Below are 24557 nucleotides of genomic sequence, written 5' to 3'. Positions count from 1 at the left end.
GTGAACTTGCTGCAGACGCATTGACTGTATTAAAATGACAATAATGAATATTGGGTTTCCCTTGGCTTAAAATGCTTCGTTGCTATGCACTTTAGAACCCTTTTCTTGAAGTGCTCATAGTACCAGAGTCGTTGACCCGGCTTAACTTAATTGGCTCACCAGCCGCCAATGTAAATTTGACCGATTGGAAGAAGCCACTGCTTTGCGATTGGGAAGTTTTTGCTAGTCCAAGGTATTGTTCAGCTTGGATGTCGTCTGTCGCGCAGTGCTCTTTTAAAACTGCTATCGGTGTAAGGTTGTTGCATCAAGAGTTGCTACCGACCATGGTCTCAGCATGTGGTGGCCTCAAGCCGTGAGGCCTAGCTGGCCTGCCTCTCTCAAAGAGGCAGGTATGCTGGATGAGCTTTAGGTCCCCGCCCGCTATTACCCCAAATTGCTCCTGCGTCGTTTGAACCACCGGGTAAAGCAAGTTGTCGGCTGAGAGGCAAGCGGCTTCATATCTCGCGGCACTCGATCCAGAGCGTGTTCGGCCTTAACACAAACGCAGACTGGAGTGGCGGATCAGCGTTCGGCGCTTAGCCATGGTTCAGCAGTGCTCGGTGAGCGTTGCAGTATGACTGGATACTAAGCCACAGATAGTTAAAGCAGTGTTTTGGCGGCAATTAAAACTGGTAAAAATAATTCAGCTATAGGGCCAAACAAGCTTCATGTCTTCGATCAATCAAAAGTGTAACTTCAGCTAGTGCTACAGAGATATCTTCTTTTTGCTCCTTGCGCCTCAATGGTTGAGCAATCATCGCCATTTCTTTGGCTTGTATTCGTTATGGCCACTAATTCTCTCTCCTCTTAGCTCGAAGCATTTTTTTATTTTGATTTATCATGCCATCTATTGTTGTCTGTTTCTAAGTTTTTGGATAGATCTTTTTTAAATAAATCCATTCCTGCGCTTTTCAGCTCTTTGGCTCACTAGGGCTAGATGTTTCTGCTTGATGTTGGTTATGGACGCTCATGTCTACAGTGTTTCTCTTCGTTTTGCTTGATGGCTTGCCATCTGATTATTGATTGTGGTGTAGAAAAAGCTATTTGTAAGCATGCTGCAGACTGATGTTTATCAGCGGCATCAGGCTGTAAAGTTACTGAATTATTGGCTAATCATTAATAGCTCGCTTTTAATGTAGTTGTTCTAATGCAATACCTGTACATGGCGCTTACACATCAGCAGTCTCGGCAGCTTGCCTGTTTCAAGCAATTTTTTATAAATGATCAGCCAGCTAATAACTGCGCTGCGAGTTTGGATGATCAGCAGTCATTGGATGACTCCATTCAGTCAATTCGAACAAGTCACTCTTCTGGTTCTGCTCGCCAATTTGCTTTGCTGCGTCTGTCTGATTCTCTTGATGATGCTTTCGTTATTGTAGATACAATGATTCAATCTGCTGAAAACCCTTTTCAGCGTAACCAGTTGGCTCATCTTGCTCGCTGCCTCTTTAAGGCAATAGATGCATCTAGTGTCCTAGGCTAGGAAATGTTGAGCAGGCTTTGTTTGTGGTAGATCAACCCCAAATTATACTTAAGACAATTCTTTTGCTATGTTTATGCCTGGGTACTCGCTGCCGAGGTGAGAGTGTATTGTGAGTCCATTGTTATGTAAGATTTCGTTTATTCTCCGAGGGGCTTTTGTGTTGTGATTTTACTTGGTTTGCTTCAGGTTCATTTCTAGTTCAAGTGGCTTGTATTGGTCCGTTTTAGCTAATGTATAAAGCCTCATTGTCGCAGGTACCGCCTGGATTTAGTTTTTTAAGTTTGTCATGGCTGGCAGTGCGCTCAATGCAGATCTCGATCATTTATTGAATCTGCTTGTGTCATCAGCGGCATTTTCATCAAGAACCTTCTCGTCCTTCTTTAGGTTTTACCTTGTGTGAATGGCCTTCTTTTTGCCTTCTTTTGGTTCAACTTAACTATGGCACTATTCCTCGGCTTGGCTTAACCGATTGCTACAAAATGGCTTCCTCAGTGTCCCTCAAGTGCTAAATTCAACCTTAGTAGCTATTGAGAAGCCGGTTTCCCATTCCGTCAACTTTTTTGCAGTCTGTATAAACTTGTTTGATTTCCTTGTCGACACTTTCGGGGGGATGTATTGCGCCCTACTTGGCTGATTGTTGGAGAAGCTTGGCTAGTTATTGTGGCGAGATAGGTATGTCAAAAATCCCTGTAATGCTATATCAGTTTAATGCTGTATGCGGCTGCAGAGTGCGATGCTGGGCTGGTATGAATGCTTATTCGATTTTATTGTAGAGCTGTGTCTAGGAGTATGTATATTCATGCTTTCTTCTTTTCTGTCCGCTATTGTGGCTTAAGTTATTGTACTGCCGCGATTGGCGGCATTCCGCTGCTGCGGCTCGACTGCTACCACCGCCGATCAAGCCTCCCCCTCTAGGTTGCTGGTGAGGCGTCCATTGATATAAAAGGCACCGACCTGGAAGCAGGTGCAATTAATGGGTAGAGTCCAAAGGCCTGCCCAGAGTGTTTTCACCCCCTTATGGAGCCTCTGACAACTCTGGTTCAGCCTCGATTTAGAGATGCCGCGGGTTTAATCTTCAATAGACTGCCCACTATTAGAATCTGGCCTAAGATGCTTCTCGTTCCCACTTTGACCAGTGCTAGATATTTGACTTGCAGCAATGTTGTTCCTATCGACGCGGAATATTCACCGGGTCTTAAATCGCCTTCCCTTCCATTCAACATGCCCCCGCTCGAGCTTGAAGATCGCGACGATGAACACCCCTAGAAAGAAAAGCACCGGGATCGGAAAGATCAGGTTGATCCAATGGAAGCGTCCTACCCGGCGGCTGAGCAGCAGCAACTGCACGGCAAAGGCTCCATAGATCAAAGCATTTGGGCCGATCGCGTGGGTCCCCACCAGTGGCCAGCCCAGCAAGGCGGCAGGCAGGCACCAGGCGGCCCAGAAGAGACCAGACAGCCACAGCAGCACCGCCAGCATCCAGGGCCAGCGCACTTCTCCGGCGGCCGTTGCAAAGTTCTTATCGAAGCCGTCCACCATGTCGGCCAAACCGCCCGGATACATGCGATAAGCGATTGAATCGCTGCCGAGCCAGGCGCTCACGGGCAGGCCCAGCTGCTCGTAGCGATGGGCTAGGAACCAATCCTCCACCACTTTGTCAGCCACTGCCTCATGGCCTCCGACCCGCTGATAGTCGGCCCGGCTGCTCACCATCGCCGGACCGAAGGCGACCCCACAGCTCGGCCCCAGCCTTACCGCCATTAGCCCCACCAGGCTGAAAAGCAGAGAGAGCTGTTCGTAAGGCTTCTCGGTGCGGTGATATGGCTGTACCGACAGCAGCCCTCCTCGCTGCTCGTGTTGGGCGAGCAACCGCTGCAGGAACTGCGGGGCAGGCTCGGTGTCGGCGTCGAGAAAAACCAAAATATCCCCCCGGCTGGCCTGCACACCGTGGTGCAGAGCCCAGGTCTTTCCGCACCACCCTTCGGGAAGAGGAGGTGGCTGAATCACCTTGATCGCAAGCGTGCCAGCGCTCTGGCGGGCGACGGCGGCGGTGCCGTCGCTGGAGTCATCGTCGACCACGATCACTTCATCGGGTCTGAGGATTTGGCAGCTAAGAGCCGCCAGCAGATTTGGCAGGGTCGCTGCCTCGTTACGGGCAGGTATCAGCACAGATACAGTCAGCTCCTGCAACGATGCGCTCGCAGGGAGGGACGGCAGGCTCAAGGCCAGAATCCAGCCCAACAGCCAGCGCACTAGCAGCGACACCTCCAGCCAGCCAATTAACACCCGGTGACCTGATGAGGTTTTTCAGGTTAGGGAGAGGGGCTGGAACAAACCACCATTACCTGTCCCGTGTCAATCAGGTTGATGGTTGTCCAGTACCACTTTGTCGCTGGGCGCCCCACCTCGAGGCCCAACTCAACCATTAATTGCCCTCCTCCTGATGAACCGGTAATGCTGGTGGTTGGTAGATCTCTCCAGACTGCGGATCCGATCGGTTTTGTTTAAAATAAGATGGCGGAAACCAAATCAGCTACTACCGATGGATGGAAAATTATTTGTTGGCGGCTTGCTTTTGATTTTTTTATTCTTGTATGTAGGAGTTTATCTGTTGACCAGAGGCCTTGCCCCACCCGTCTAAATCTGCTATTCGCCATGTTCTTAATTGGCTTCTGTCGTTGAGCTTGCTCAGCGATCGATTCTATTTATTAGGTGTGTCTCGCGGTGGGCAGAATTTAGCAGCTCTGCGCGAACTTCAGCATGAGCTAAAAGGTTTGCTTAGCTCTGCGGCGTTGCTGCCCGGCAAACAGCGCTGCACCCGTGGCAAGGAACACCAAGGCTTGCAGCAGTAGCAGAATGATCCCCAGTGCTGAGAAGGCAGTGATCCGGATCTTGGCCTTGATCAACTGGGTGAGCAGCAATGCGATCGTGGCCTTTAATCCGAGAATCTGGTTTGTACTAAACACATAAAAGGGGTTTAAAAGCATGGCGGATCTGCTGATGCTCCCATCCTGCAGACCTTAGTGGCTATTTGTGGCCTGGTGCTGCACAGGTTGGTACACCCGGTGCGCTTCCGGCCTTGCCTGGAGGGGCGTGCAGCTCCACGTGCTCTTGCTCGTTGGCATCGTTGCGGGCCACGATTGCAATGGCCTCCTCATTGGCGCTGAGGTTCACCGGCATGTGGTCTACGCCCGCTGGGATGAATATGAAGTCGCCGGTTTGGTTGACCACCGACCTCTCCAGGCACGGCCCGTAGAAGGTTTTAACGCGGCCTTCCAGCAAAAATATCGCCGATTCTGATCCCACATGGCGATGCGCATCTGCCTGCCCACCAGGGGGAATCACCACCCTGTTCATCGATAGGCCGCGGGCACCGCTGTTGGCGCCGGAAATACCCACAAACTGTTTTAGTTTCTGCTTGCTGCTGCTGCTTGTCAGCGGCCGCACGGTGACGATCTCGTCCGCCGCTTTGTGAGGCTTCCCGTTGGGGGCAGAAGCCGCTGGCACCGTGATGGGGCTGCCCTTCGGTGCCACGTAAACCACCACGATCACCGCTGGCTCAGGACCCAGGCTGACGCCCCGGTGCACTTTGTTCACCATTTCGATTAGGGCTTGGCCCGCTTGCAGCGATTTGCTGGCGCCGTCGTCGCTTTCGACTCGCAAGTTTCCCTGCAGCAACACGCCGGCATTGATCACCGGATGGAGATGGCGGGGCAGGGTTACCCCGGCAGGCACCGTGATGCGGAGCACGGTTACTTCGGCTTGGATATCGTTGAGCTTGGGTAGTAGATCCCCATTCCAGGAGCGATCGCTGCGGATTAAAGTTTCTACCTTCACGCCCAGGGCAGCAGCGCTATGGCCGTCATCGGCACGCGCATTTCCCATGCCCGTGCAAGTTGCCCAAGCCGCCAAGAACACCAGGGGCAGCAGCCCCAGCCTGGATTGTCTCTTCAAGGGTGCCGAAGTAGCTGGTCTGAATCCTCGGCCCTATTCAGCCTCAGATGTGAAGCTGCCTTCATGAAGTCTGATTTCCGCGGATGAAGAGCCATTGCGGCGGTGGTGTGGATAGTTGCCCTTTTGGCTTGGCCGAGAGATCGTGTGGACATCGGGATTCGGAGGCTCCACTGATGGAAGACACCCCCCCTGAGCATTTGCCAGGAGCGCGCTGACGATCCGGCCCCTGCTCCAACACTCTCGACGGATCTCTGACGTCTCTTGGCTGAAAAGCCTCCACCGCACCGCCCTAGGTGCCCCGGATTAATCGAGACGTCCCCCTAGTCACCTGGCCCCAGGTGCTTGCGTCAGCAGCTCCGCAGTACAACTGAAGACACCCGGATCTCACGATCTGATTGCTAACTAACTTGCGCCCAGCCGTGCCCCACCCCTCTGGGCAGGCACCACAGCTGGGTCAACAGAAGCCCGGGGCTCGCGCTCCGGGCTTCCTAGCTTTTATGCCGCTGGGGAAGAAGGCCATGCCTGCGCCACCAGAGACTCACCAGCAGTCGATTGAGCGCCGGGCCCAAGAGCTGCTGGCCCAGGTCAGCCTTGCCGAGAAGCTGGCTCTTCTGGAGGGCGATACCGACTTTTGGCCAGGCATGGTCGATATCGCTAGCCGTGATGCTTCCCACGTCCATCCCTGGCCGGCGGGGGCGCTGCCGCGCCTGGGGCTAGCCGGTCTGCAGTTTGTTGATGGCCCGCGGGGGGTGGTGCTCAAGGGTGGGGCGACTACCTTCCCGCCGCCGATTGCCCGCGGTGCCTGCTGGGACGTGGATTTGGAGGAGCGGATCGGCGAGGCTATGGCCCGCGAGGCCCGCAGTTTTGGGGCCAACTGGCTTGCGGCGGTGTGCGTCAACCTGCTCCGCCACCCAGGCTGGGGCCGGGCCCAGGAGACCTACGGCGAAGATCCGGTGCTGCTCGGCGCCCTAGGGGCGGCGATGACCCGAGGCATCCAGCGCCACGCCGTGGCCTGCGTCAAGCATTTCGCCCTCAACTCGATTGACAGCTCCCGCTTCCTGGTGGACGTGCAGGTGAGTGAGCGGGTGCTGCACGAGCTCTACCTGCCCCACTTTCGCGCCTGCGTGGAGGCCGGGGCGGGCTCGGTTATGAGCGCCTACAACCAGGTGAATGGCGAGTGGTGCGGTCAGCACCCCGCGCTGCTCAACGAAATCCTCAAGCTGCGCTGGGGATTCAGGGGATTCGTGGTCACTGACTTCATCTTCGGGGTGCGCGATGGCGTGGCGGCGCTGCGGGCCGGCCAGGACCTGGAAATGCCCTTCCGCATGATCTTTGCCGGTTGCCTGGCGGCTGCCGTTGCTGATGGTCGGCTGCCCCAGCAGCGCTTGGATGACGCCGTGCTGCGCCATCTTCGGGCGCAGCTTGCCGTGCCCCCGGGTTCCTATCCCACCAGCCTGCGCGGCTGCGCCGAGCACCGGGCCCTGGCCCGGGAGGCTGCCACCAAGTCGATCGTGCTGCTCCAAAACGAATCTGCAGCTTCAGGCCCGTCCGCCCCCCCCCTGTTGCCCCTGGATCCGACCCGCTCGCTGGCGGTGATCGGCAGCCTGGCCGCTGTCGCCAACCTGGGCGATCGCGGCTCTTCCGACACCCGGCCAGAGCCCGGCGTGGTGGTCACGCCCTTGCAGGGGCTGCAGGCAGGGGCTGCACCGGGGGCTGTGCGTTATGCCAGCGGTGAGCGCCTGGCTGAGGCCACTGCCCTGGCCGCCAGCTGTGACGCGGCCCTGCTGGTACTGGGCCTCGACTGGCGCCTGGAGGGGGAGCACATTCATCCCGGCGACATCGCGCCGATCCTGCGCCAGATACCGCCCCCCCATCACCTGCTGGGGCGCTGGTGGCCGCCGGTGGCTCGGGCCATTGCCGCCATCACCAGCTACGGCTCGGCGCGTCAGGGGGGCGATTTCGCCGCCGGAGACCGCACCAACCTGGAGCTGCCCGCTGAGCAGGTGGCCTTGATCGAGGCCGTGCGGGCGGCAAACCCCCGCACAGTGGTGGTGTTGATGGGAGGTGGGGCAATCTTGATCGAGGCCTGGCGCCGTGCTGTGCCGGCGATCCTGCTGCTCTGGTACCCGGGGGAGCGGGGCGGTGAGTCCTTGGCCGACGTGGTGTTCGGCCAGGTGTCGCCCAGTGGCCGCCTGCCCTTCGCCATTCCCACCAGCGCCGACCACCTGCCTGATTTCGAGCCCCGGGCTCCCCAAGTGCGCTACGACCTCTGGCACGGCTACCGCCGCTTGCAGCGAGACGGCAATCCGGCTGCCTTCCCCTTCGGCTTTGGGCTATCCTACTCAGAGCTGCGCCTCAGCCAGGCGGAGGCCGAGCTGCAGCCAAATCAAATTCGGCTGGCCGTAACTGCCCAAAATGCCGGCCTGCTGGCCAGTGAGGTTGTGGTGCAGGTGTACGCCGAACCGCCTGGGGTAGTGCTGGAGCGGCCTGAGCGCAGCCTGGTGGGCTTCGCTAGGGCGGCGCTGCAGCCAGGCGCCTGCCGGCGGCTTCAGCTGCTGATTCCGCTGCGTCAATTGGCCTATTTCGATGAAGTATCGAGCCACTTTTGGCTGGAGGCTGGCTGCCATCGCTTGCGGGTTGGCCAACACAGTGAAGATGGGGGGGTGCTGCTGGAGATCAATTGCGAGGCAAAGGATTTGGGCCCCTGATCAGCCTTTGCCCAACAGGCGCTGCAGCCGCAGGCGGTTATAGCGCTGCACCCATAGGCAGGGCAGATTGAAGGCGGTAGCAAAGGCGAGGTTGATCAGCACCCCCGCCGGCGGTAGCCACAGGGGCGTGATGGTCCAGAAAAGCCACAGGGCCAGATGCACCAGCTCGGCTCGGCGAGTTTCCAGCACCAGCCGCTCCAGCTTGCGGCGCTCGCGGCTCACCAGGCTTGCCTTGGCGATCCCATTGGGCAGGGCGTGACCGGCATCGGGTAGCCAGGGCTTCCAGCGGCGGATCGCCAGCCGCTTTTCAAAGCCCTGTTGCTGTTCGCGCCAGGGCCGCCGCATAAACCAGTGCTCCCGCTCCAACCAAGCGGCTGGCAGCCTGTTGGCCAGGGAGCCCACCAGCAGGCTCCAGAGCAGCCAGCCCAGGGCGCTGGAGGAGGCTGTCATCAGCGGAGAAAGGTTTGTCATCAGGGCCGCAGCAGTTCCTGGGCCAGTAAGTGCACCGATTTGGGAGCGCGCAGCAGCTGGGGATGGGCCCACACCGGCAGCATCTGGGTGCGGCCCAAAGGCAGCACGGCCCGCCAGCCGGGCAGCACGGCTAGGTCGATGGCCGAATAAAAGCTGCAGCAGTCGATCCCGGCCAGGGCTTCGAGGTTGCCGTTGAGTTTGGTGAGCAGGGGGCTGCCCGATTTGAGGTCGGCGATTCCCGCCAGCAGGCGGCCCGGCCAGGGTTGGGCGGTGAGGGTGCCTTGCTGGGGACTCCCCACGCTGATGAAGCGCCTGGTGCGTCGTTGGCCGCCCAGCAGCTGGATCCAGGTGCGGGCGATTACGCCGCCGATCGAAAAGCCCAGCAGATCAATGGGTTGCTCCAGCCCGAAGGCCGCTTCGATATGACAACCGAGTAGTTCGGCCGCCTCGGGGACGGGGGTGAGGCCAAACCGCAGCGGTAGCTCGGGGATTAACAGCGGTTGGCGCTTGTCCCCCAGGCAGCGCTTAAGCGCATTGAAAACCGCGGGGCTGTCGAGCAGCCCGTGCACCAGCACCAGCGGGGTTGCATCGGCGATGGGACCACCATCCGATTCACTTACTCAATCTGACCTTTCCACCACGGTGCTGCGGCCTAGCAGCAGATCCCGCGCCCCATTTACCCGTTGCATCGTGTCGTGACTGCCACCGCGGTCTGGGTGGTGTTCGGCGGCGGCGCTCTTCCAAGCCCGGTTGACGTCGTCGGCGCCGATGCGCCCGGCCAGGGGCAGGTGCAATCGCTGACGCGCCACGATCGCATCAAGATCGGGATGCTTACCCAAAGGGCCCCAGTCCGCTTTGCTCAGCGCGGGGCTGCGCTTTTTGCCTCCTTTGCGTCGTGCCTTGCTTTGGCCCGATCCACCGAATCCCCGCTGGGACTGGCTTGTCTCTTCTGCCGGCGCGGCGGCGGCCCGCGGCGATCGGGTCGCCACCAGACCGGTCAAATTGGCTTGCATGGTCTGGGGCATCAGCTCTGCCGCGATATATCCACTGTCCTTCATGGCCGGCTAGCCCCGTAGTGGCCTAGGCGACGCTCATCGCTGGCTAGGGGCGAGATAACGCTCGTAAAAAAGGCCAGATTCAATCGGCGTTTCAAAGGCCAGTCCGAGAAAAAAGGTGATGCCCTCCTGGGTGCGCCAAGCCAGCCGGGCTTCCATACGGTGGTCGAGACGTTCGTAGTGATCAAAAATTGTCAGCGTGAAGCTGTCGCCCGTGAGGCTTTCGATGGTGCTCTGGGTGAAAACGCACACTCCGCCTTCCCCCAAATCCCAGACCTTGATAATGCAGCGCACCCCGTCGCTGCCCACTAGCTCCCCTTGGAGAGCGCCACTTCCAAGGGGGGCAGGACGGCGGACGTAGGCCCGGCGGGGAGTGCCACGACGGTCCGAACCCTTGCTGGCATCCCGGCGTGCTGCTCGTCGATCGCTTTCGCCGCGGCGGTCCCGGCCCGGTGCTCGGAAGGGAGGTTGGCTGTCATTGACCATTGGTCTGCGCCACCTGGCTTTGAGAAATAGCCATCTTTATCCTCGCAAGTGGTGTTGCTGAAGGGGTGTCGCCTCAGCCAGCCGCCCCGACTTGTTGATTAGTTTGCCGAGATGCGCATTGCTGTTGCGATTTTGCTGGTCAGCGGCTTGCTGGCGGGGTGCTCCGGGGAGCGACCCACTTGGAAGGCTGCCAATGCCCTGGTGGTTGACTGCACAACAGACAAGCAGCGCAGTTTTCACGTGCATCTTGCCGCTGACAGCCGCAACGCCACCGTGCTCAACGAGTTCAAAGACTCTGGAGACCACCTCAACGACATGCGCGATGCCAGGCGTTCAGCAGGGACCTACCAGCTAGCGGGTGACCGCATTCAGATAGATCTTTTTCTCAAGGACGGTGCATTTGGTGAGGCACAAGGGGAATTGGTGAAGCTTTTTATTGACCAACCCTCGATGGACTTCCAGCTGATTGCCCTGTCACCCGGGGGTGGACGATCCCAGCAGGCCAGGCTGCTGGCCCTAGGCCGTTGCGTCACCAGCCCCTACTCAGGCCTGGACGCCCACCAGCTCCACCCCAGTTCAGACAAGTTCACAACCAAAGCTTTGGCTGAGCAGCGGGCCCAGGCGCTCGGCTGTGAGGGCGCCCATGCCATGGGCTCGATCTGGATGCCTTGCGCTTCTGGAGCGTCTTATGACAAGGCCGCAGGCACTGCGGCCCACCCAGTGTCAGATGGGTCTAAAATTAAGAAGAGGTGAGGCGCGCTTGGCGCGATCGGTCTGCTCTGGCCTGCGTTGTGGGGGTTTTATGAGATCGGTGACCAGATTTCGCCTGCGAAACAGGCCTCTGGCTGTGTTCTTCAACCTCCGCGAGGGTCAGCGTTGGCCAGTGGAGCTCCCCATGGAGGGTTGGTTGCAGTGGGAGGGAAGGGTGCTGCCTGTCATTCCCGTTGATATAGCCAACTTCAGTGCCGGTGGCGTGGCGATATGGGTTGACCCAAAGCTCGATATATGCCCCGGCGGCCATGGCGTCTTAATTACCCAGGCCCATGGCCGTGGCTGTGGCTACCGGCCGGTCAAGGGCTGCTGGCAGGTCAAGGGTGCCAAACGTTCTTTAGTGGGCCTTGCCTTCGAGCGCTGAGGCTGGCTTTCAGTCTTCAATCAGTCGCCGAATCCGGCTGGATTGGGACCCGGCCACGACCCCCTGGCCATCGGGGCTAAGACTGGTTTTAGGCAGCCGGCGACTCGGTTTTACCTCTTTCACCCGTACGGCGTAAACGTGTAGGCCGATGGCCACCCCAAGCAGCAGCAGCAGGCTGAAAGCTGTGCGATGGCTGCCGTCGCGGCTCGGCATCGGTGGAGGTGCTGGATTGCTGATGACCCCAGTCTCTCAGGAGCAAGAGATGTGAAGACCTCCCCGATCCCAATCCAGGGCCAGCCAGCGCTCCTAGGATTTGCTTAAGAATTGAACGGCAAAAAAAGTCGATGCGTGTGCCATCCCTGCTAGCTCTGGCGGCCCTTGTGGGCTTTGTGATCGTGGAGTTAGTGCTCTGACCGGCAGCCATGAACACCGCTTTAAACGCTAAGGGCTTCTAGGGTCCGCTTTTACTGCGCCCCTGACCTGTGCAGGCACCCATGCTCCATTCCCTAGCCTTTCTGCTGTCCAGGGGCCAGGAATTGCCCGAAGAGGGCGTTGATTGGCAGGCTTTGGTTGCGGCCCAAGGCCAACAAGGTCCCGATCGCGGCCGGGGTCTGAGGCTGTTTCGGATGCCAGATCAATGGCAGGGCAGCCTCGATGAGCTGATAGCTAGTGGCTGCGCCACCATCGCCGGCGAAGATCCCCTCGGCTCAGCGCCAGAGCGACGTTCCCTGATCTGCGATGCCGTGGTGACTCACTTTGACGTGCCCTCCCTGTGGATCGGCGTCTACGCCGTTAGGGGCCCCGCCGACGGCTCCTGGCTGCAAGTGCAGGAGGTGGAGCTGCTTGATCGCTTCCCCCTGGCTGAGGCAGCCAATGAAACCTGCTGGTTTTATCCCACTGATAACGGCTCCTACCTGTGTTGGGAAAATCAGACTGGCCTGACCCTGGCGCCGGGATGGTTGCCAGAGCAGGGGGGGCAGGAGCTTCCGATCGCCTATGACCGCGGCGAGGTGCATGTGCTCTGGTCTCTGATGGCCGATGACCAGGCGCTTACCTGTGTGGGCCTCACCTATCAGCGCCGGCGTATCGAGTGGCCGTTGCTTGAGCGCAGCCCAGAACCCAGCGCCACCTGGACCAGCTTTGAGGTCGACACGATGGCTGACCCCAGCTATCTAGAACGCGCCCGCATCAGCGTTTTTCCCCAGTGAGCGGGCGCAGCCTGGCTCAACGCACGAACAGCATCTCCTGGTAGGTGGGTAGGGGCCAGAGGTTGTCGTCGACCAAGGCCTCCAGGCCGTCAACCACCACGCGAAGGTCGCCCATCAACGGCACCAGGGTGTCGGCGCAGTAGCGCATATGGGCTTCGGTGCCGTGGGGGGGATTGTCGATGGCGCTTTGCAGCTGGCCGCTGATGTTCATCAACGACTGGCATAGTCCAGCCACCTCCTTTGGGGTTTCCGGCGATACCTGGATGCCTAGGGAACTCTGCAGTTGCAGGGACTCAGCTAGTTCGCCGAGGTAGCGGATCGCCGCCGGGTACACCTGGGTGCGGGCGATCTGGACGGCCAGCTTGGCTTCCACATCGATCGCCAGGATGTACTGCTCGGCGTAAACCTCAAAGCGGCTCTGCAGCTCCACGGCCGAGAGCACGCCGGTGCGCTCGAACAGCTCGCGCATTGATTGGCGCTCCAACACCGGCAGGGCATCGGCGGTGGTGCGCAGGTTTTCCAGGCCCCGCTCCTCCACGGCCATGCGGTGCCACTCATCGGAGTAGCCGTTGCCGCCAAACACGACGGCGCCATGCTGTTCGATCAGGGTCTTGAGGACGGCCAGAGCCCCTTCTTCCAGGCCGTAGCCACTGGCCAGCTTGGCCTCCAGCTCGCTGGAGATCCAGTCGAGGGAATCGGCCAGGATGGTGTTCAGGGCCACAAGCGGGCCAGCCACCGATTGGTTGGAGCCGACGGCGCGAAACTCGAAGCGGTTGCCAGTGAAGGCGAACGGCGAGGTGCGGTTGCGATCGCCGGCGTCCTTGTCGAATTCCGGCAGGGTGTCCACGCCGAAGTCCATCACGCCGCCGAGGGCCGAGCCGGAGAGCCGGCCCTCGCGGATTTGGTTGAAGACATCCTCCAGCTGGCTGCCCAGATACACCGAGATGATTGCCGGGGGCGCTTCGTTGGCGCCGAGGCGGTGGTCGTTGCTGGCGGTGGCGATCACGGCCCGCAGCAGGGGGCCATACATGTGCACGCCGCGGATCACCGCTCCGCAGAACATCAGAAACTGCAGGTTTTCATGGGGCGTCTTGCCTGGATCGAGCAGGTTCCCCTGGGTGGCGTTGCCGATCGACCAGTTGACGTGCTTACCAGAGCCGTTGATGCCGGCGAAGGGCTTCTCGTGCAGCAGGCAGGCCAGACCATGCTTCTTCGCCGTGCTGCGCAGAAGGGTCATGGTGAGCTGCTGGTGGTCGGTGGCCACGTTGGCGGCCTCGAAGAAAGGCGCAATCTCAAACTGGGATGGGGCCACCTCGTTGTGGCGGGTTTTGGCCGGAATCCCCAGGCGGTACATCTGCCGCTCCACCTCCTGCATGAACACCTGCACCCGCTCCGGGATGGCGCCGAAGTAGTGGTCATCAAACTGTTGGCCCTTGGCCGAGGGCCGACCAAACAGGGTGCGACCGGCCAGCAGCAGGTCTGGTCGCAGGGGCACGTAGGCGCTGTCGATCAGGAAGTACTCCTGCTCGGCGCCGCAGCTGGAGTTGACCGGGGCAATGGTGGTTTCCCCCAGCAGGCTGAGCAGCCTGTGGGCCTGCTTATTTACCGCTGCGATCGAGCGCAGCAGGGGGGTTTTTTTGTCGAGGGCCTCGCCGGTCCAGGAGACGAAGACGGTGGGGATGCAGAGGGTGACGCCGTTGGGCGTCTCCATCAGCCAGGCGGGGCTGGTGATGTCCCAGGCGGTATAACCGCGGGCTTCAAAGGTGGAGCGGATACCGCCATTGGGAAAGGAGGAGCCGTCGGGCTCGCCCTGCACCAGCACCTTGCCGGTGAATTCGGTGAAGACCGTGCCGTCGCCCTGGGGTGAGATGAAGCCGTCGTGCTTCTCGGCAGTGGAGTTGGTGAGAGGATAAAAAACGTGGGAGTAATACAGGGCACCTCGGGCGGTGGCCCATTCCTTCATCGCCTGGGCTACCACGTTGGCTACCGACACATCGAGCTTGCTGCCCTCCTTGATGGTGCGCTGCACCGATTTGAAGATCTCCTTCGGCAGCGCCGCCTTCATCTTGTCGAGGGTGAATACGTCGCTAGCCCAGAGCTCATCGAGGGGCTGAATCGGAGCTGTTGGGGCGGCGGGGCGGCTGAGAATCTTGTCGAGGGCTTGAAGGCGTGGTTGGGAGGGCATGGGGAGTTCGCCACTGAACGTCAATCCACCTACCCAAAGCTGTTCCTCCCTCCAATCTTTGCTGCGGTTGATACCAGCGGCGCGATTGGCCCCGGCTTGGCGTGTGCGGTAACCGTGACCACGCTCCTGCGAATTTGAGGTGCCAGCCCCAGACTTTCACTTTGTAGGGAGTCAGGTATGGCCTCAGCTGATAGCCAGGCTCTGAAGGAGTCGATGCAAAGGCATCTCTTCTTCAGTCAGGCCAAGTCCAGCTCCCTGGCCACCAGCCACGACCACTACCGCTGCCTGGCTTTAGCGGTGCGTGATCGCCTGCTCAAAAACTGGGTCGACACCGCCGACACCTACACCCGCGAGCATGTCCGCACGGCCACCTACCTGTCGGCGGAATATTTACTGGGCCCGCACCTGGAAAACAACCTGGTGAATCTGGGCTTGGTGGAGGCAGCCCGGGAGGCCTGCACCAGCTTGGGCTTGAGCCTCGAGGAGCTGATCGCCGAGGAGCCCGAACCCGGTCTTGGTAATGGTGGCTTAGGTCGACTGGCCGCCTGCTTCCAGGAGTCGATGGCGACGCTGGAGCTGCCAGCGATCGGTTACGGCATCCGCTACGAATTCGGCATCTTCCGCCAGCAGATCACCCCCCACGGCCAGGTGGAGAGCACCGATCCCTGGCTGGCCCATGGCAATCCCTGGGAGGTGATCCGGCCGGAGTGGAGCTATCCGGTGCAGATCGGTGAACACACCGTGATCGGCGTCGCCTACGACACCCCGATCCTGGGCTACGGCGTAAACACAGCGAACACCCTGCGGCTCTGGTCGGCGGTGGCTCCTGAGGCCTTCGATTTCGCTTCCTTCAACGCCGGCGACTACACCAGGGCCGTGCTGCGCAAGATGCAGGCGGAGACCCTCTCGAAGGTGCTTTACCCCAACGACGAGCTGGACCAGGGCAAGCGGCTGCGCCTCTCCCAGCAGATCTTCTTCGTTAGCTGCTCCCTGCAGGACATGTTCCGCATCCTGCGGGGCCAGGGTCTGGAGGTGACCGACTTCCACCGCAAGTTTGCGCTGCAGCTAAACGACACCCATCCAGCTATCGCCGTGGCTGAGTTGATGCGGCTGCTGATGGATGAGCACGGCATCGATTGGGATACCGCTTGGTCGATCACCACCGCCAGCATCAGCTACACCAATCACACCCTGCTGCCTGAGGCCCTTGAAACCTGGGGCGTGGAGCTGTTTGAGCAGTTGCTGCCCCGCCAGCTGGAGATCATCTACGAGATCAACACCCGCTTCCTGCGCATGGCCCGGATTCGCTATCCCGGCGATTCCCAAATCCTGCAGCGCATTTCCCTGATTGAGGAGGGCCCGCAGCGCCGGGTGCGCATGGCCCACTTGGCTGTGGTGGGCAGCCACCACGTCAACGGCGTGGCCGAGCTGCACAGCACCCTGCTGAAGCAGCACCTGTTTGCTGATCTGGCCCGGATCTGGCCGGAGCGCTTCACCAATGTCACCAACGGCGTCACACCGCGGCGCTGGCTTGCGGTGGCCAACCCACCGCTGGCGGCCCTGCTCGATGAGGCGATCGGCGATCGCTGGCGCACCCACCTCGAGGAGCTGCAAGGGCTTGCCGCCTTTGCCGACGACCCTGCGTTCCTGGAGCGCTGGCAGGCGGTGCGGGATCTCGGCAAGCAGCGCCTCGCCCAGTACATGCGCCGCGAGCTGGGGGTGCTGGTGGACCACACCTCCCTCTTCGATGTGCAGGTGAAGCGCATCCACGAATACAAGCGCCAGCACCTGGCGGCCCTACAGATCGTGGAGCGCTATCTGCGCATTCGCGCCGGTGAAGACCTGCCGCCGCGCACTTTTGTGTTTGGTGGCAAGGCGGCTCCGGGCTATGCCCTGGCCAAGTTGATCATCCGCCTGCTGGTTGGTATCGCTGACGTGGTCAACATGGACCCGGCCATGGATGGCCGCCTCAAGGTGGTGTTCCTGCCCAATTTCAGCGTCAGCCTGGGCCAGCTGGTGTATCCAGCGGTGGATCTCTCCGAGCAGATCTCCACCGCTGGCAAGGAGGCCTCCGGTACCGGCAACATGAAGATGGCTCTCAATGGTGCGGTCACGATTGGCACCCTCGATGGGGCCAACATCGAAATCCGTGATTGCGTTGGGGCGGAGAACTTCTTCCTCTTTGGGCACACCGCTGAGCAGATCGAGCAGCTGGGCCACAGCGGTTATCACCCGATGCCCTGGATCGAGCAGGACCCGGCCGTGCGCCAGGCCCTGGAGTTGATCGGCTCGGGCTACTTCAGCGAGGGTGATGGCGAGCTCTTCCACCCCTTGCTTGCCAGCCTCACCAGCCACGACCCCTTCCGGGTGATGGCGGATGTGGCCGACTACCGCCGCGCTCAAAATGCCGTGGATGAAGCCTGGCTCGACCGGGGCCGCTGGGCGCGGATGTCGCTGCACAACACGATGCGCTGTGGCTTCTTCAGCAGTGATCGCTCGATCGCTGATTACGCCGAGCGCATCTGGAAGGTGGGCCGGGTGCCGGTGCAGGCCAGCGCCGCTGCTCCGGCGCCCTAGGCGCTCGGGGGCTCCGGCTTGTCGCTGTCCTTAAGCGAGGGGAAGCTGGAGCGGATCAGCTGGGCTACCTCCTGGTTCATCTGGGTGCGGAAGTCGGCAGCGGCGCCAGCTTCGAGCACCGGATAGGAGCGGGCCCCAACGTTGCGCAGGGGCTTCCAGCTGGTGGCTTCCTGCTGCTTGAGTGCTTCCAGCGGTGCGTCGAAGTCGAAGCTGAGCTCCCGCCCCTGGGCGGCGATGGCTGCGATCCAGGCCTCCCGGGCCGGCAGTAGGGCCTTGGCCTTGAGGGTGTCAGGTAACCCCAGCACCGGCTCGTAGTGATCCAGGGCTCGTAACTCGGCCTCGAGCAGAATCACCCAGGCAGCTTCTTCGCCGGGCTGCAGGCCAAGGCCTTCGGCGGCGGCGAGCATGGCGTCTCGATAGAGACACAGCCAGCGGTAGTGAGATTTCTGCTGCAGTGTTTTTTTGAGCGAGCTCTTGCCATGGGCAACCCGCTTGGGCAGGGCTGCTTCAGCCCGCCGCAGCAACACCCGATCTTCCGGCTCCAGGTTGATGGCGCCCCAGCGCTGCCGGTATTCCCAGAGCTCCTCGTATTGGCGCACTTCCTCAGGCGTCCAGCCCAGGCCCTGCAGTTCTTCGCCCCTGCTCGTTTCGTCCTTAGCCACCGGCACGCCTGTTGCTGTCGCAGGCAGCGTAGTGGCCGGAGCTCAACGCACAACCAGCACCGGGCAGCTGCTGTGGGTAAGCACCCGGTGGGTTTCGCTGCCCAGCAGCACCCCCTCTAGGCCGCGGCGGCCATGGGATGCCATCACAATCAGATCAGCCCCATGGCGACCTGCCGCCTCCACGATTGCCGCATAGGGCGTGGCGCTAACCACGGTGTCCTGGTCGCTGACCACCCCGGCGGCCTGGGCCGCGGCTGCGGCTGCCGCCAGAATTTGCTCGGCGCCATGGCGAGCGGCTTGCACTAGGGCGGTCACCGTATTGGGGTCCACCAGCTCACCCACGCCCACTAGGGAGATGGGGAAGTTGGATTGCGCGTGGAAAAAGGTGATGCGAGCTCCCAGGCTGTGGGCCAGCGCCACCGCCTGCTGCACGGCCTTGCCTGAGAGCTCGGAGCCATCGGTGGGCACCAGCAGGTGGCTGTATGGCATTTACGGCGCAGGCGGGCGGTGGAGCTCCAGCCTGGGGCAGCTGGCGCCGCCTAGCAACTGCCTGAGCCTTTCCAGCCAGCTAAGTGGGCAGCGGCGCGGGAGCGGGCCAGGGCGCGGGCGCGGGGCAGCGCTGGCTCGAGTTGTTCGGAGCTGAAGGGCGGCAGGGGGCGGCTGCGCAGCCAGGCCCCCCAGCGGAATTCGTGGAAGGGAATCAGCGGTGCGGCACCTAGCACCCCTTCCTGCTTCAGCTTCCACACCAAGCTGCGGTAGGGGTCGTCCTGTAGGCCTGTGAGCTGCTCGGGCAGGGCGCTGGGGGGCAGGGGCCCCAATCCCCTGCCGTCATAGAGGTAGAGCCAGCCGCGTTGATGCAGGGCAGCAAGCACCTGCTCGGGGTCGGGGCTGTCGAGCTCGAGCACCACGTAGCCGAAGGCGGTGGCGTCGGGTTCGATCTCGATCAGGGCCCGTAGGCGGTGGTGGCGGTCGACCATCCATACGCTGCCAGCAGCGCTGCGCACCAGCGGCACGGGCTTGCTGCCCAGGTAGGAGCGGCGTTCGCGGGCATTTTCGGCACCGAAATCACGCAGCCTGCTGCGCACTTCAGCCAGTCCCACGCAGAGCTGGGTCGGGCGCAGCTGGGCGATGGGCACCTCAAGCAGCTCACCCCCCGGGAGCGGGGCCGGCAACGGCTGGTATGGGGGAAGGCGCAGGGCCATGACGTCAAGGCAGCCCGGATATCCCCATCCTGGCCCGCTGCTTCCCGGAATAGGGTCGCCCTCAAGTGCGAGTGGCCATGGCTTCCCCCTCCCATCCCGACCTGAGTGCTGGCCCCCACGGCCCGATCGGGGTGCTGGTTTGCGGCCACGGCAGCCGCAATCGGCTGGCAGTAGCCGAATTTGCCGAGCTGGCTAAGGGCCTCCAAGCACGGCTGCCCGAGGTGCCTGTGGAATACGGCTACCTGGAATTTGCCAGGCCGATCCTGCGCGATGGCCTGGAGGCGCTGCGGGCTCGGGGCGTAAGCCACGTGCTTGCCGTGCCGGCCATGTTGTTTGCAGCGGGCCACGCCAAAAACGACATCCCCTCGGTGCTCAATACCTACGCGGCCGAGACGGGCCTGCGTATCGACTACGGCCGCGAACTGGGCGTTGACCTGAAGATGATTCAGGCGGCCGGGGCCCGGATTCGCGAAGTTCTCGATGGGGCCGCTGCAGAGGTGCCCCTGCACGAAACAATGTTGGTCGTGGTGGGCCGGGGCTCGTCCGACCCCGATGCCAATTCCAATGTCGCCAAGGTGACGCGGATGTTGGTGGAGGGTTTTGGTTTTGGCTGGGGTGAAACGGTTTATTCCGGGGTCACCTTTCCGTTGGTGGAGCCTGGACTGCGCCAAGTGGTGAGACTTGGCTATCGCCGGGTTGTCGTTTTCCCCTATTTCCTGTTCTCCGGGGTGCTGGTGAGCCGGATCCAGCAGCACACCGAGAGGGTGGCCCAGGACCATCCCGAGGTGGAGTTCCTGAAGGCCTCCTATCTGGCTGATCACCCCCTAGTGCTGGACACCTTTGTGGAGCGGGTGGCTGAGGTGGTGCGCGGTGACGCCAACATGAATTGTTCGCTGTGCAAATACCGGGCCCAAGTGCTCGGCTTTGAGACTGAGGTTGGGGCGCCCCAGCACAGCCACCATCACCACGTTGAGGGGCTCACCGACGGCTGTGACCTCTGTGAGCGCGAGTGCACCGGTGCCTGCCAGCCCGATGGCGTGCCGATTCCAGTGGGCGGCCATAGCCACGATGACTCCCACGGGCACAGCCATGACCACGGCCACAGCCACGACCACGGGCACAGCCATCACCATCCGCCCTACCCCCACGCGGACCATCCCCTCGGTCCCACAACCCTGCGCCAGGGCAGCAGCAGCTGAGCCCTCTGGGAGATGTCAGGGGATCAGCAGCTAAATCTGCGTTGCAGGCCCAAATCGGAATTAATCCAGTTGGTTTGACCTGGCTGAGTCTTCTCGGCGCGCCGGAAGTCTCGCGAGACTCCAGCTCATCAGTTCTGCTGATTGGTTATCCCTTTCCCCATTTTTGGCGTCTTTTCCCCGGTTTATTAGGGTTTTTCCCCAGAACAGGGGCCTTTGAGCCAGTTCAGGCCTGCCTGTTGGGGAATAGCGGCTTTTGTTCTCTCTGACCTTGACAGCACAGGCGGCGGCCGCCCTCGCAGGCTTTGCAAATTCTCGCTGCCCCTTGTGGAACCGCCGGCACAGGCAATCTCAGTTGAGAACGGTGTGGTTTCGCCTTGGCTTTCAGGCTTTGACGGACCTGGCATCGATGTGGCCTACTGAGGCCTACCCAAACTCTTATTTCGTAATGACAGCCGAGCGCAGTCACCTCCAGCGCTGTATGGAGCAGCCCAGCTGCGCAGAAGTTTTAGTGGAGGCTGAAGCCGGCAGCATCAGCCTGGAGGCGGAGGTGCCAGAGGTGTTGTTCGATGGCATGCGTGAGTTCCTGCGCAGCCACCCCCAGTGGGATCAATACCGCTTGATCTCCTCAGCTCTTTCCAGCTTTCTTTTTCAGCACGGCTGCGCCGATAAGGGAGTGAGCCAGCACTACCTCAACGGCCTGTTCCTGCGCCGCTAAATTTTTTAAACCTGGTGGCAGTTAATAAAAAAAAGACGGAGGGGCCAACCTCCGCCTGGGTCTCCCTTGCCCGACCCTTTAGAGGTCGACTTTGCCATTGTGAGCAGGGTTGCTCAAGCCGGTTGTGGCGATAGACACCGGATTGCAACCGGTTTATGGGGCTCCTTGGCGCAACCTGGCGGCAGCGGCTTCGCAAGCGCGCCAGGTGATGGCCATTTCAGTGAGGGTTGGGCTCTGCCAGCCGGCCCGGGGCCAGCAGGCCCCATCGACTACCAGCACATTGGGGGCGCCCCAGCACTGGTTGAGGTGATTCACCACACCTGCCTCGGGTTGGCTTGCCATGCGGGCACCGCCGAGTTCGTGGATGTAGTAGCCAGGTGGTGGCGCCTCGGGGCTTACCGCCAGGCTGGTGCGGATCCAGGGCTCCAGCAGCGGCAGCACAAATAGCTCTTCGATGGGCCTGATCTGCCCCCCACCAGCTGCCACCACCGCCTCCATGCGCCGGTGCATGTGGGCCACTAGGCGCTGCTCGTTTGCCCCCCAGCGGCAGTTGATGTGGGCGGTGGGTAGCCCCCAGGCATCGAGTTGTTCGCCGTTCAACGTCACCTGGTTGTCGGCGTTGGGTTGCACGTCGCCGTGACCGATTAGAAAGCCGACCGCCTCGCCACGGCGGCGCTGCAGCAGGGCGGGTGGATCAAAGCGCTGAAGGGCAGTCCAGAGGCCGTAGCCGCCACAGAAATCAGCTTCGCTGCCAGCGTCAAGGTTGACCGTGTTGGGTATGAAGCAGCTACCGGCCCCTGAAAGTTCGCTGGGCCCATCCAGGGCCGGCACCCCGGGAATCGAAAAGAAGCGACTGCTGGAGATGTGGTCCATCAGATAACGACCGAGGCTGCCGGATGGATCGATTAGGCCGCCGCGTTGGTGGGCTTCGCTCGAGTGCAGCAGGATCCGCAGGGTCTCGATCGTTGAGGCGCAGAGCACCACCAAGGGCGCCTCAATGCGCTCGTGGGCTGCCGATTTGCCGTCTACCAGCACCACTCCCCGGGCCCGGTCGCCGTCGAGCAGTAGATGGCTCACCACTGCGTTGCTGCGCACCTGGGTGCGCCCCGTTGCCAGGGCCCGTGCCAAGGTGCGCCCCTGGCTGGCGGAGCGGGGCCAGCCCGCACCTCGGTGCAGGTTGAAACCGCGCGAGTGGATCAGGGGCAGGCCGAGCTCGTCGCCGATGCGGCGCTGCAGGTGGCGCTCGCCCGGGGTGAAGGGCAAGGGCGCCTGGAAGTGGCCATCGGGCAGCTGGGGCAGGCCGTCGCAGGCGCCGTGCACCTCCAGCAACTGCTCAAGGCGGTTGTAAAAAGGCGCTAGCTCGGTGCTGCCGATCGGCCAGCTTGCCCCCTGGCCATCGCGCTCAGCAGCACCGAATTCGTAGTCGGAAAGGCGCAGGGTGATGCCTCCCCAGGTGAGGCTTTTGCCCCCCACCTGCCGGCCCCGGCTCCACAAAAACGGGGCGTCGTCTGGGGTGGAGTAGGGATTGAGCCGCTCATCGACAAACAGCTGGGGATTGTGTTTCCAGAAGCCCGGATGGTGGCGCTGCAGGCGTTGCTGGCCGCTGGCGATGTGGGCCACACGTCGGGCCGTATTCAGCGGTTCGCTGCCGAAGGCCTGGCGGGATGAGAGCTCAGGACCGGCCTCCAGCACAAGCACCCGCAACCCCGCCTCGGCCAGCACCATGGCAGCCACACCGCCGGTAGCGCCGGAGCCCACCACGATGGCGTCGGGCTGGGTCACGCTGGCGGGGATGGCCATCTTCTGGGCGGTGATCGCTGGGGCAGCGCAGGTGAACGTTCAAACAACAAAGCCCCGACAGGAGACTGCCGGGGCTTTGGGAAGTGGTGGCGGGGGCGAGATTTGAACTCGCGACCTTCGGGTTATGAGCCCGACGAGCTACCAGACTGCTCTACCCCGCGTCGACCTCTTAACCATACCAGTCGAAGTGCCTAGTACTGCCGCTCAGTCGAAGCGCAGCTCGCCGATCACCTCCAGACGCAGATGGGGGGCTGGGATCAAGAAGCGGGTGCGCAGCTCTTCAAGCGCTATCGGCGTTAGCCAGTCGAGCTGCTCGAGCAGGTGCAGGGCTACGGCTTGCTTGGCTCGGGCGGAGCCGTCTTCCACCTTGATCGCCACCCCCATGCCTTCACCGACGCGGCTGAGGCACTGGATGCCTTCAGCTCCGCCCTTGCTCACCACTTGACCGTGGCCGCCGCGCATCAGTTCGGTGTCAAAGCGCCCCTCCCCTGCCACTAGTTCGGGGTGGGCCAACATCGCCCGGCTGAGGCGCTCCAGATCTGCCTGGCTGCCGGCGCCAAGGTGGGCGTAGAGCAGGGCCATCTGGGCCAGTTGCAGCTGCAGGGTGGGGGCGCCGCAGTCGTCACGGGCGGTGAGCAGCTCGGCGGCTGGCAGGGCGAGCAAATCGCCCACGCGCTTGAGCACCTCCTGCTGCAGAGGATGCTCTTTTTGTAGGTAGCTCTCGGTACTCCAGTTCAGTTGCCGGCAGGTGGCCAGGAAGGCGGCGTGCTTGCCGGAACAGTTGTGCTCAAGGGGGCTTTTGCCGCAGTCGGGCACGGGGCATTGCAGCTGCTCGGCCTCGATTTCAGCGCCCCAAAGCAGCTTGAAGGCCTCGCGGGCGTGCATGGCCGTGCCGGTGTGGCTGGCGCAGGCGATCGCCAGGCCCCGCTCGCCGCAGTTGCAGTGGTCGGCGGCGCCACTGCTCACAAAAACCGTGGCCTGAAAGGGCTTTAGGGCAGAGCGCACAAAGCTCAGCTGCTGGGGATCTCCTGCCCGCATCAATACGCGGCCGCGGCCGTCGCAAACCACCGCGTGCACCCGGTGGCGCGATTCAACTATGCCGTTGCGCAGCAGCCGCACCTCTAGGGGAGGGACGCCCCCGCGGGCGGTGCCACCGAAACTGGAGGACAGGGTCACTAGAGCCCAGGAGCTGATCTCAAAGAGCCTGACAGAGGCTGGCCCCCACCAGGGCCAGGATTACCGCCAGGGCTGCACCCTGCTGCAGCCGCCGCAGCACCGGTTGCACCTGGTGCTGGGCCACCAGCAGGTCCTGCTGGCGCCAGGCCAGGGGCTTTTCCCACACTTGTCCGTCGTACCAGCCTGATTCCTCGTATTCGACCCGCTCGGAGATCAGGCGGCGGTGCACGTAGTTCCAACCGAGCCACTGGCGCACGAGCAGCAGCATCGGCAGCGCCACTGCAGCCACCATGCCCGCCAGCACCAGCTGGGCAGGGTGGTGGCGCAACACCCAGCTGCCACTAGCCACCAATGTGGAGAGGGGCAGCAGCAACAGCCAGCTGGTGGCTAAGGGGCGCAACAGACCTGGCAGGTCGTGGGACGGCCAAACGAAAAACCAGGAGGCCAGCAACTGCTCGTATTCCTGCAGGGGCCGTTGCTCGGGCGGCACCGGGCACGGCAT

At 61.6% G+C, this 24557-nt stretch carries 23 protein-coding genes and 1 tRNA gene; 8 read left to right on the top strand and 16 right to left on the bottom strand.

The window, feature by feature from the left end; all coding sequences use genetic code 11:
* Positions 1–1186 precede the first annotated feature (1186 nt).
* Positions 1187–1522, top strand: coding sequence for a hypothetical protein (locus tag KBY75_RS01770; protein ID WP_255022739.1), 336 nt, complete (start codon positions 1187–1189; stop codon positions 1520–1522).
* A 1185-nt stretch (positions 1523–2707) separates the two neighbouring features.
* Here KBY75_RS01770 and KBY75_RS01765 read toward each other — a convergent pair.
* The 3 genes from KBY75_RS01765 to KBY75_RS01755 all read right to left on the bottom strand — a co-directional run bounded on the left by KBY75_RS01765 (position 2708) and on the right by KBY75_RS01755 (position 5407).
* Positions 2708–3808: a glycosyltransferase family 2 protein gene (locus KBY75_RS01765; protein WP_255022738.1), complete on the bottom strand. Its 1101-nt coding sequence runs from the start codon at positions 3806–3808 to the stop codon at positions 2708–2710.
* Between the two features lie 479 nt (positions 3809–4287).
* Positions 4288–4509 carry a hypothetical protein gene (locus tag KBY75_RS01760; RefSeq protein ID WP_255022737.1) on the bottom strand — a complete coding sequence of 74 codons (222 nt, stop codon included), beginning with the start codon at positions 4507–4509 and terminating at the stop codon, positions 4288–4290.
* A gap of 40 nt (positions 4510–4549) precedes the next feature.
* Positions 4550–5407: a cupin domain-containing protein gene (locus tag KBY75_RS01755; protein ID WP_255022736.1), complete on the bottom strand. Its 858-nt coding sequence runs from the start codon at positions 5405–5407 to the stop codon at positions 4550–4552.
* 587 nt (positions 5408–5994) lie between these two features.
* Here KBY75_RS01755 and KBY75_RS01750 point away from each other — a divergent pair.
* Positions 5995–8184 (top strand): beta-glucosidase, encoded by a 2190-nt coding sequence (locus KBY75_RS01750; protein WP_255022735.1) that lies wholly within the window; start codon positions 5995–5997, stop codon positions 8182–8184.
* Here KBY75_RS01750 and KBY75_RS01745 read toward each other — a convergent pair whose 3' ends face one another.
* From KBY75_RS01745 to KBY75_RS01730, 4 genes are all read right to left on the bottom strand, one after another.
* Positions 8185–8634 (bottom strand): hypothetical protein, encoded by a 450-nt coding sequence (locus KBY75_RS01745; RefSeq protein ID WP_255022734.1) that lies wholly within the window; start codon positions 8632–8634, stop codon positions 8185–8187.
* 20 nt (positions 8635–8654) lie between these two features.
* Positions 8655–9224 carry a triacylglycerol lipase gene (locus KBY75_RS01740; RefSeq protein WP_255022859.1) on the bottom strand — a complete coding sequence of 190 codons (570 nt, stop codon included), beginning with the start codon at positions 9222–9224 and terminating at the stop codon, positions 8655–8657.
* Between the two features lie 51 nt (positions 9225–9275).
* Complete coding sequence (locus tag KBY75_RS01735; RefSeq protein WP_255022733.1) at positions 9276–9668, bottom strand: molecular chaperone DnaJ; 393 nt, start codon at positions 9666–9668, stop codon at positions 9276–9278.
* Between the two features lie 78 nt (positions 9669–9746).
* On the bottom strand, positions 9747–10196 hold the full coding sequence (locus KBY75_RS01730; RefSeq protein WP_254936110.1) for a PilZ domain-containing protein: 450 nt from the start codon (positions 10194–10196) through the stop codon (positions 9747–9749).
* A gap of 111 nt (positions 10197–10307) precedes the next feature.
* Between KBY75_RS01730 and KBY75_RS01725 the strand changes: the two genes are divergently transcribed.
* The gene (locus KBY75_RS01725; RefSeq protein WP_255022732.1) at positions 10308–10949 is read left to right on the top strand and encodes a DUF3721 domain-containing protein; all 642 of its coding nucleotides are present in this window, start codon (positions 10308–10310) and stop codon (positions 10947–10949) included.
* Positions 10950–11007: 58 nt separating this feature from the next.
* Positions 11008–11331, top strand: coding sequence for a hypothetical protein (locus KBY75_RS01720; protein WP_255022731.1), 324 nt, complete (start codon positions 11008–11010; stop codon positions 11329–11331).
* 9 nt (positions 11332–11340) lie between these two features.
* Here KBY75_RS01720 and KBY75_RS01715 read toward each other — a convergent pair whose 3' ends face one another.
* Positions 11341–11544, bottom strand: a complete 204-nt coding sequence (locus tag KBY75_RS01715; protein ID WP_254936113.1) for a hypothetical protein — start codon at positions 11542–11544, stop codon at positions 11341–11343.
* 281 nt (positions 11545–11825) lie between these two features.
* Here KBY75_RS01715 and KBY75_RS01710 point away from each other — a divergent pair, with 281 nt between their 5' ends.
* The gene (locus KBY75_RS01710; protein WP_255022730.1) at positions 11826–12539 is read left to right on the top strand and encodes a hypothetical protein; all 714 of its coding nucleotides are present in this window, start codon (positions 11826–11828) and stop codon (positions 12537–12539) included.
* Between the two features lie 16 nt (positions 12540–12555).
* Here KBY75_RS01710 and KBY75_RS01705 read toward each other — a convergent pair whose 3' ends face one another.
* A complete protein-coding gene (locus tag KBY75_RS01705) occupies positions 12556–14724 on the bottom strand; it encodes a glutamine synthetase III (RefSeq protein ID WP_255022729.1) in 2169 nt (722 codons plus the stop codon).
* A gap of 177 nt (positions 14725–14901) precedes the next feature.
* Between KBY75_RS01705 and KBY75_RS01700 the strand changes: the two genes are divergently transcribed.
* Complete coding sequence (locus tag KBY75_RS01700; RefSeq protein ID WP_254936116.1) at positions 14902–17301, top strand: glycogen/starch/alpha-glucan phosphorylase; 2400 nt, start codon at positions 14902–14904, stop codon at positions 17299–17301.
* Here the strand turns inward: KBY75_RS01700 and KBY75_RS01695 are convergent.
* From KBY75_RS01695 to KBY75_RS01685, 3 genes are read right to left on the bottom strand one after another with little or no spacing between them, the layout of a single operon-like run.
* Positions 17298–17969 carry a hypothetical protein gene (locus KBY75_RS01695; protein WP_315858403.1) on the bottom strand — a complete coding sequence of 224 codons (672 nt, stop codon included), beginning with the start codon at positions 17967–17969 and terminating at the stop codon, positions 17298–17300. The two genes, KBY75_RS01700 and KBY75_RS01695, sit on opposite strands and share 4 nt — an antisense overlap.
* 36 nt (positions 17970–18005) lie before the next feature.
* Complete coding sequence (locus KBY75_RS01690) at positions 18006–18452, bottom strand: universal stress protein (RefSeq protein ID WP_255022728.1); 447 nt, start codon at positions 18450–18452, stop codon at positions 18006–18008.
* Between the two features lie 50 nt (positions 18453–18502).
* The gene (locus KBY75_RS01685; RefSeq protein WP_255022727.1) at positions 18503–19165 is read right to left on the bottom strand and encodes a ParB-like protein; all 663 of its coding nucleotides are present in this window, start codon (positions 19163–19165) and stop codon (positions 18503–18505) included.
* 77 nt (positions 19166–19242) lie between these two features.
* Here KBY75_RS01685 and KBY75_RS01680 point away from each other — a divergent pair, with 77 nt between their 5' ends.
* Together KBY75_RS01680 and KBY75_RS01675 are read left to right on the top strand one after the other, a co-directional pair.
* Positions 19243–20364, top strand: a complete 1122-nt coding sequence (locus KBY75_RS01680) for a sirohydrochlorin chelatase (protein ID WP_254936119.1) — start codon at positions 19243–19245, stop codon at positions 20362–20364.
* A 445-nt stretch (positions 20365–20809) separates the two neighbouring features.
* A complete protein-coding gene (locus KBY75_RS01675; protein WP_255022726.1) occupies positions 20810–21079 on the top strand; it encodes a DUF2811 domain-containing protein in 270 nt (89 codons plus the stop codon).
* A 153-nt stretch (positions 21080–21232) separates the two neighbouring features.
* On the opposite strand, the gene KBY75_RS01670 is transcribed toward KBY75_RS01675, so the two are convergent.
* The 4 genes from KBY75_RS01670 to KBY75_RS01655 form a co-directional block, all read right to left on the bottom strand.
* The gene (locus KBY75_RS01670; protein WP_255022725.1) at positions 21233–22879 is read right to left on the bottom strand and encodes a GMC oxidoreductase; all 1647 of its coding nucleotides are present in this window, start codon (positions 22877–22879) and stop codon (positions 21233–21235) included.
* A gap of 84 nt (positions 22880–22963) precedes the next feature.
* Positions 22964–23040, bottom strand: a tRNA-Met gene (locus KBY75_RS01665).
* A gap of 43 nt (positions 23041–23083) precedes the next feature.
* Entirely contained in the window at positions 23084–24055 is a 972-nt protein-coding gene (locus KBY75_RS01660) for an asparaginase (protein ID WP_254930077.1), read from the bottom strand.
* A 19-nt stretch (positions 24056–24074) separates the two neighbouring features.
* Entirely contained in the window at positions 24075–24557 is a 483-nt protein-coding gene (locus tag KBY75_RS01655; RefSeq protein ID WP_254936121.1) for a CGLD27 family protein, read from the bottom strand.

It is taken from the genome of Cyanobium sp. T1G-Tous (assembly GCF_024345455.1).
Taxonomy (GTDB): domain Bacteria; phylum Cyanobacteriota; class Cyanobacteriia; order PCC-6307; family Cyanobiaceae; genus Cyanobium_A.
This window is presented reverse-complemented; position numbering and strand designations above follow the sequence as displayed.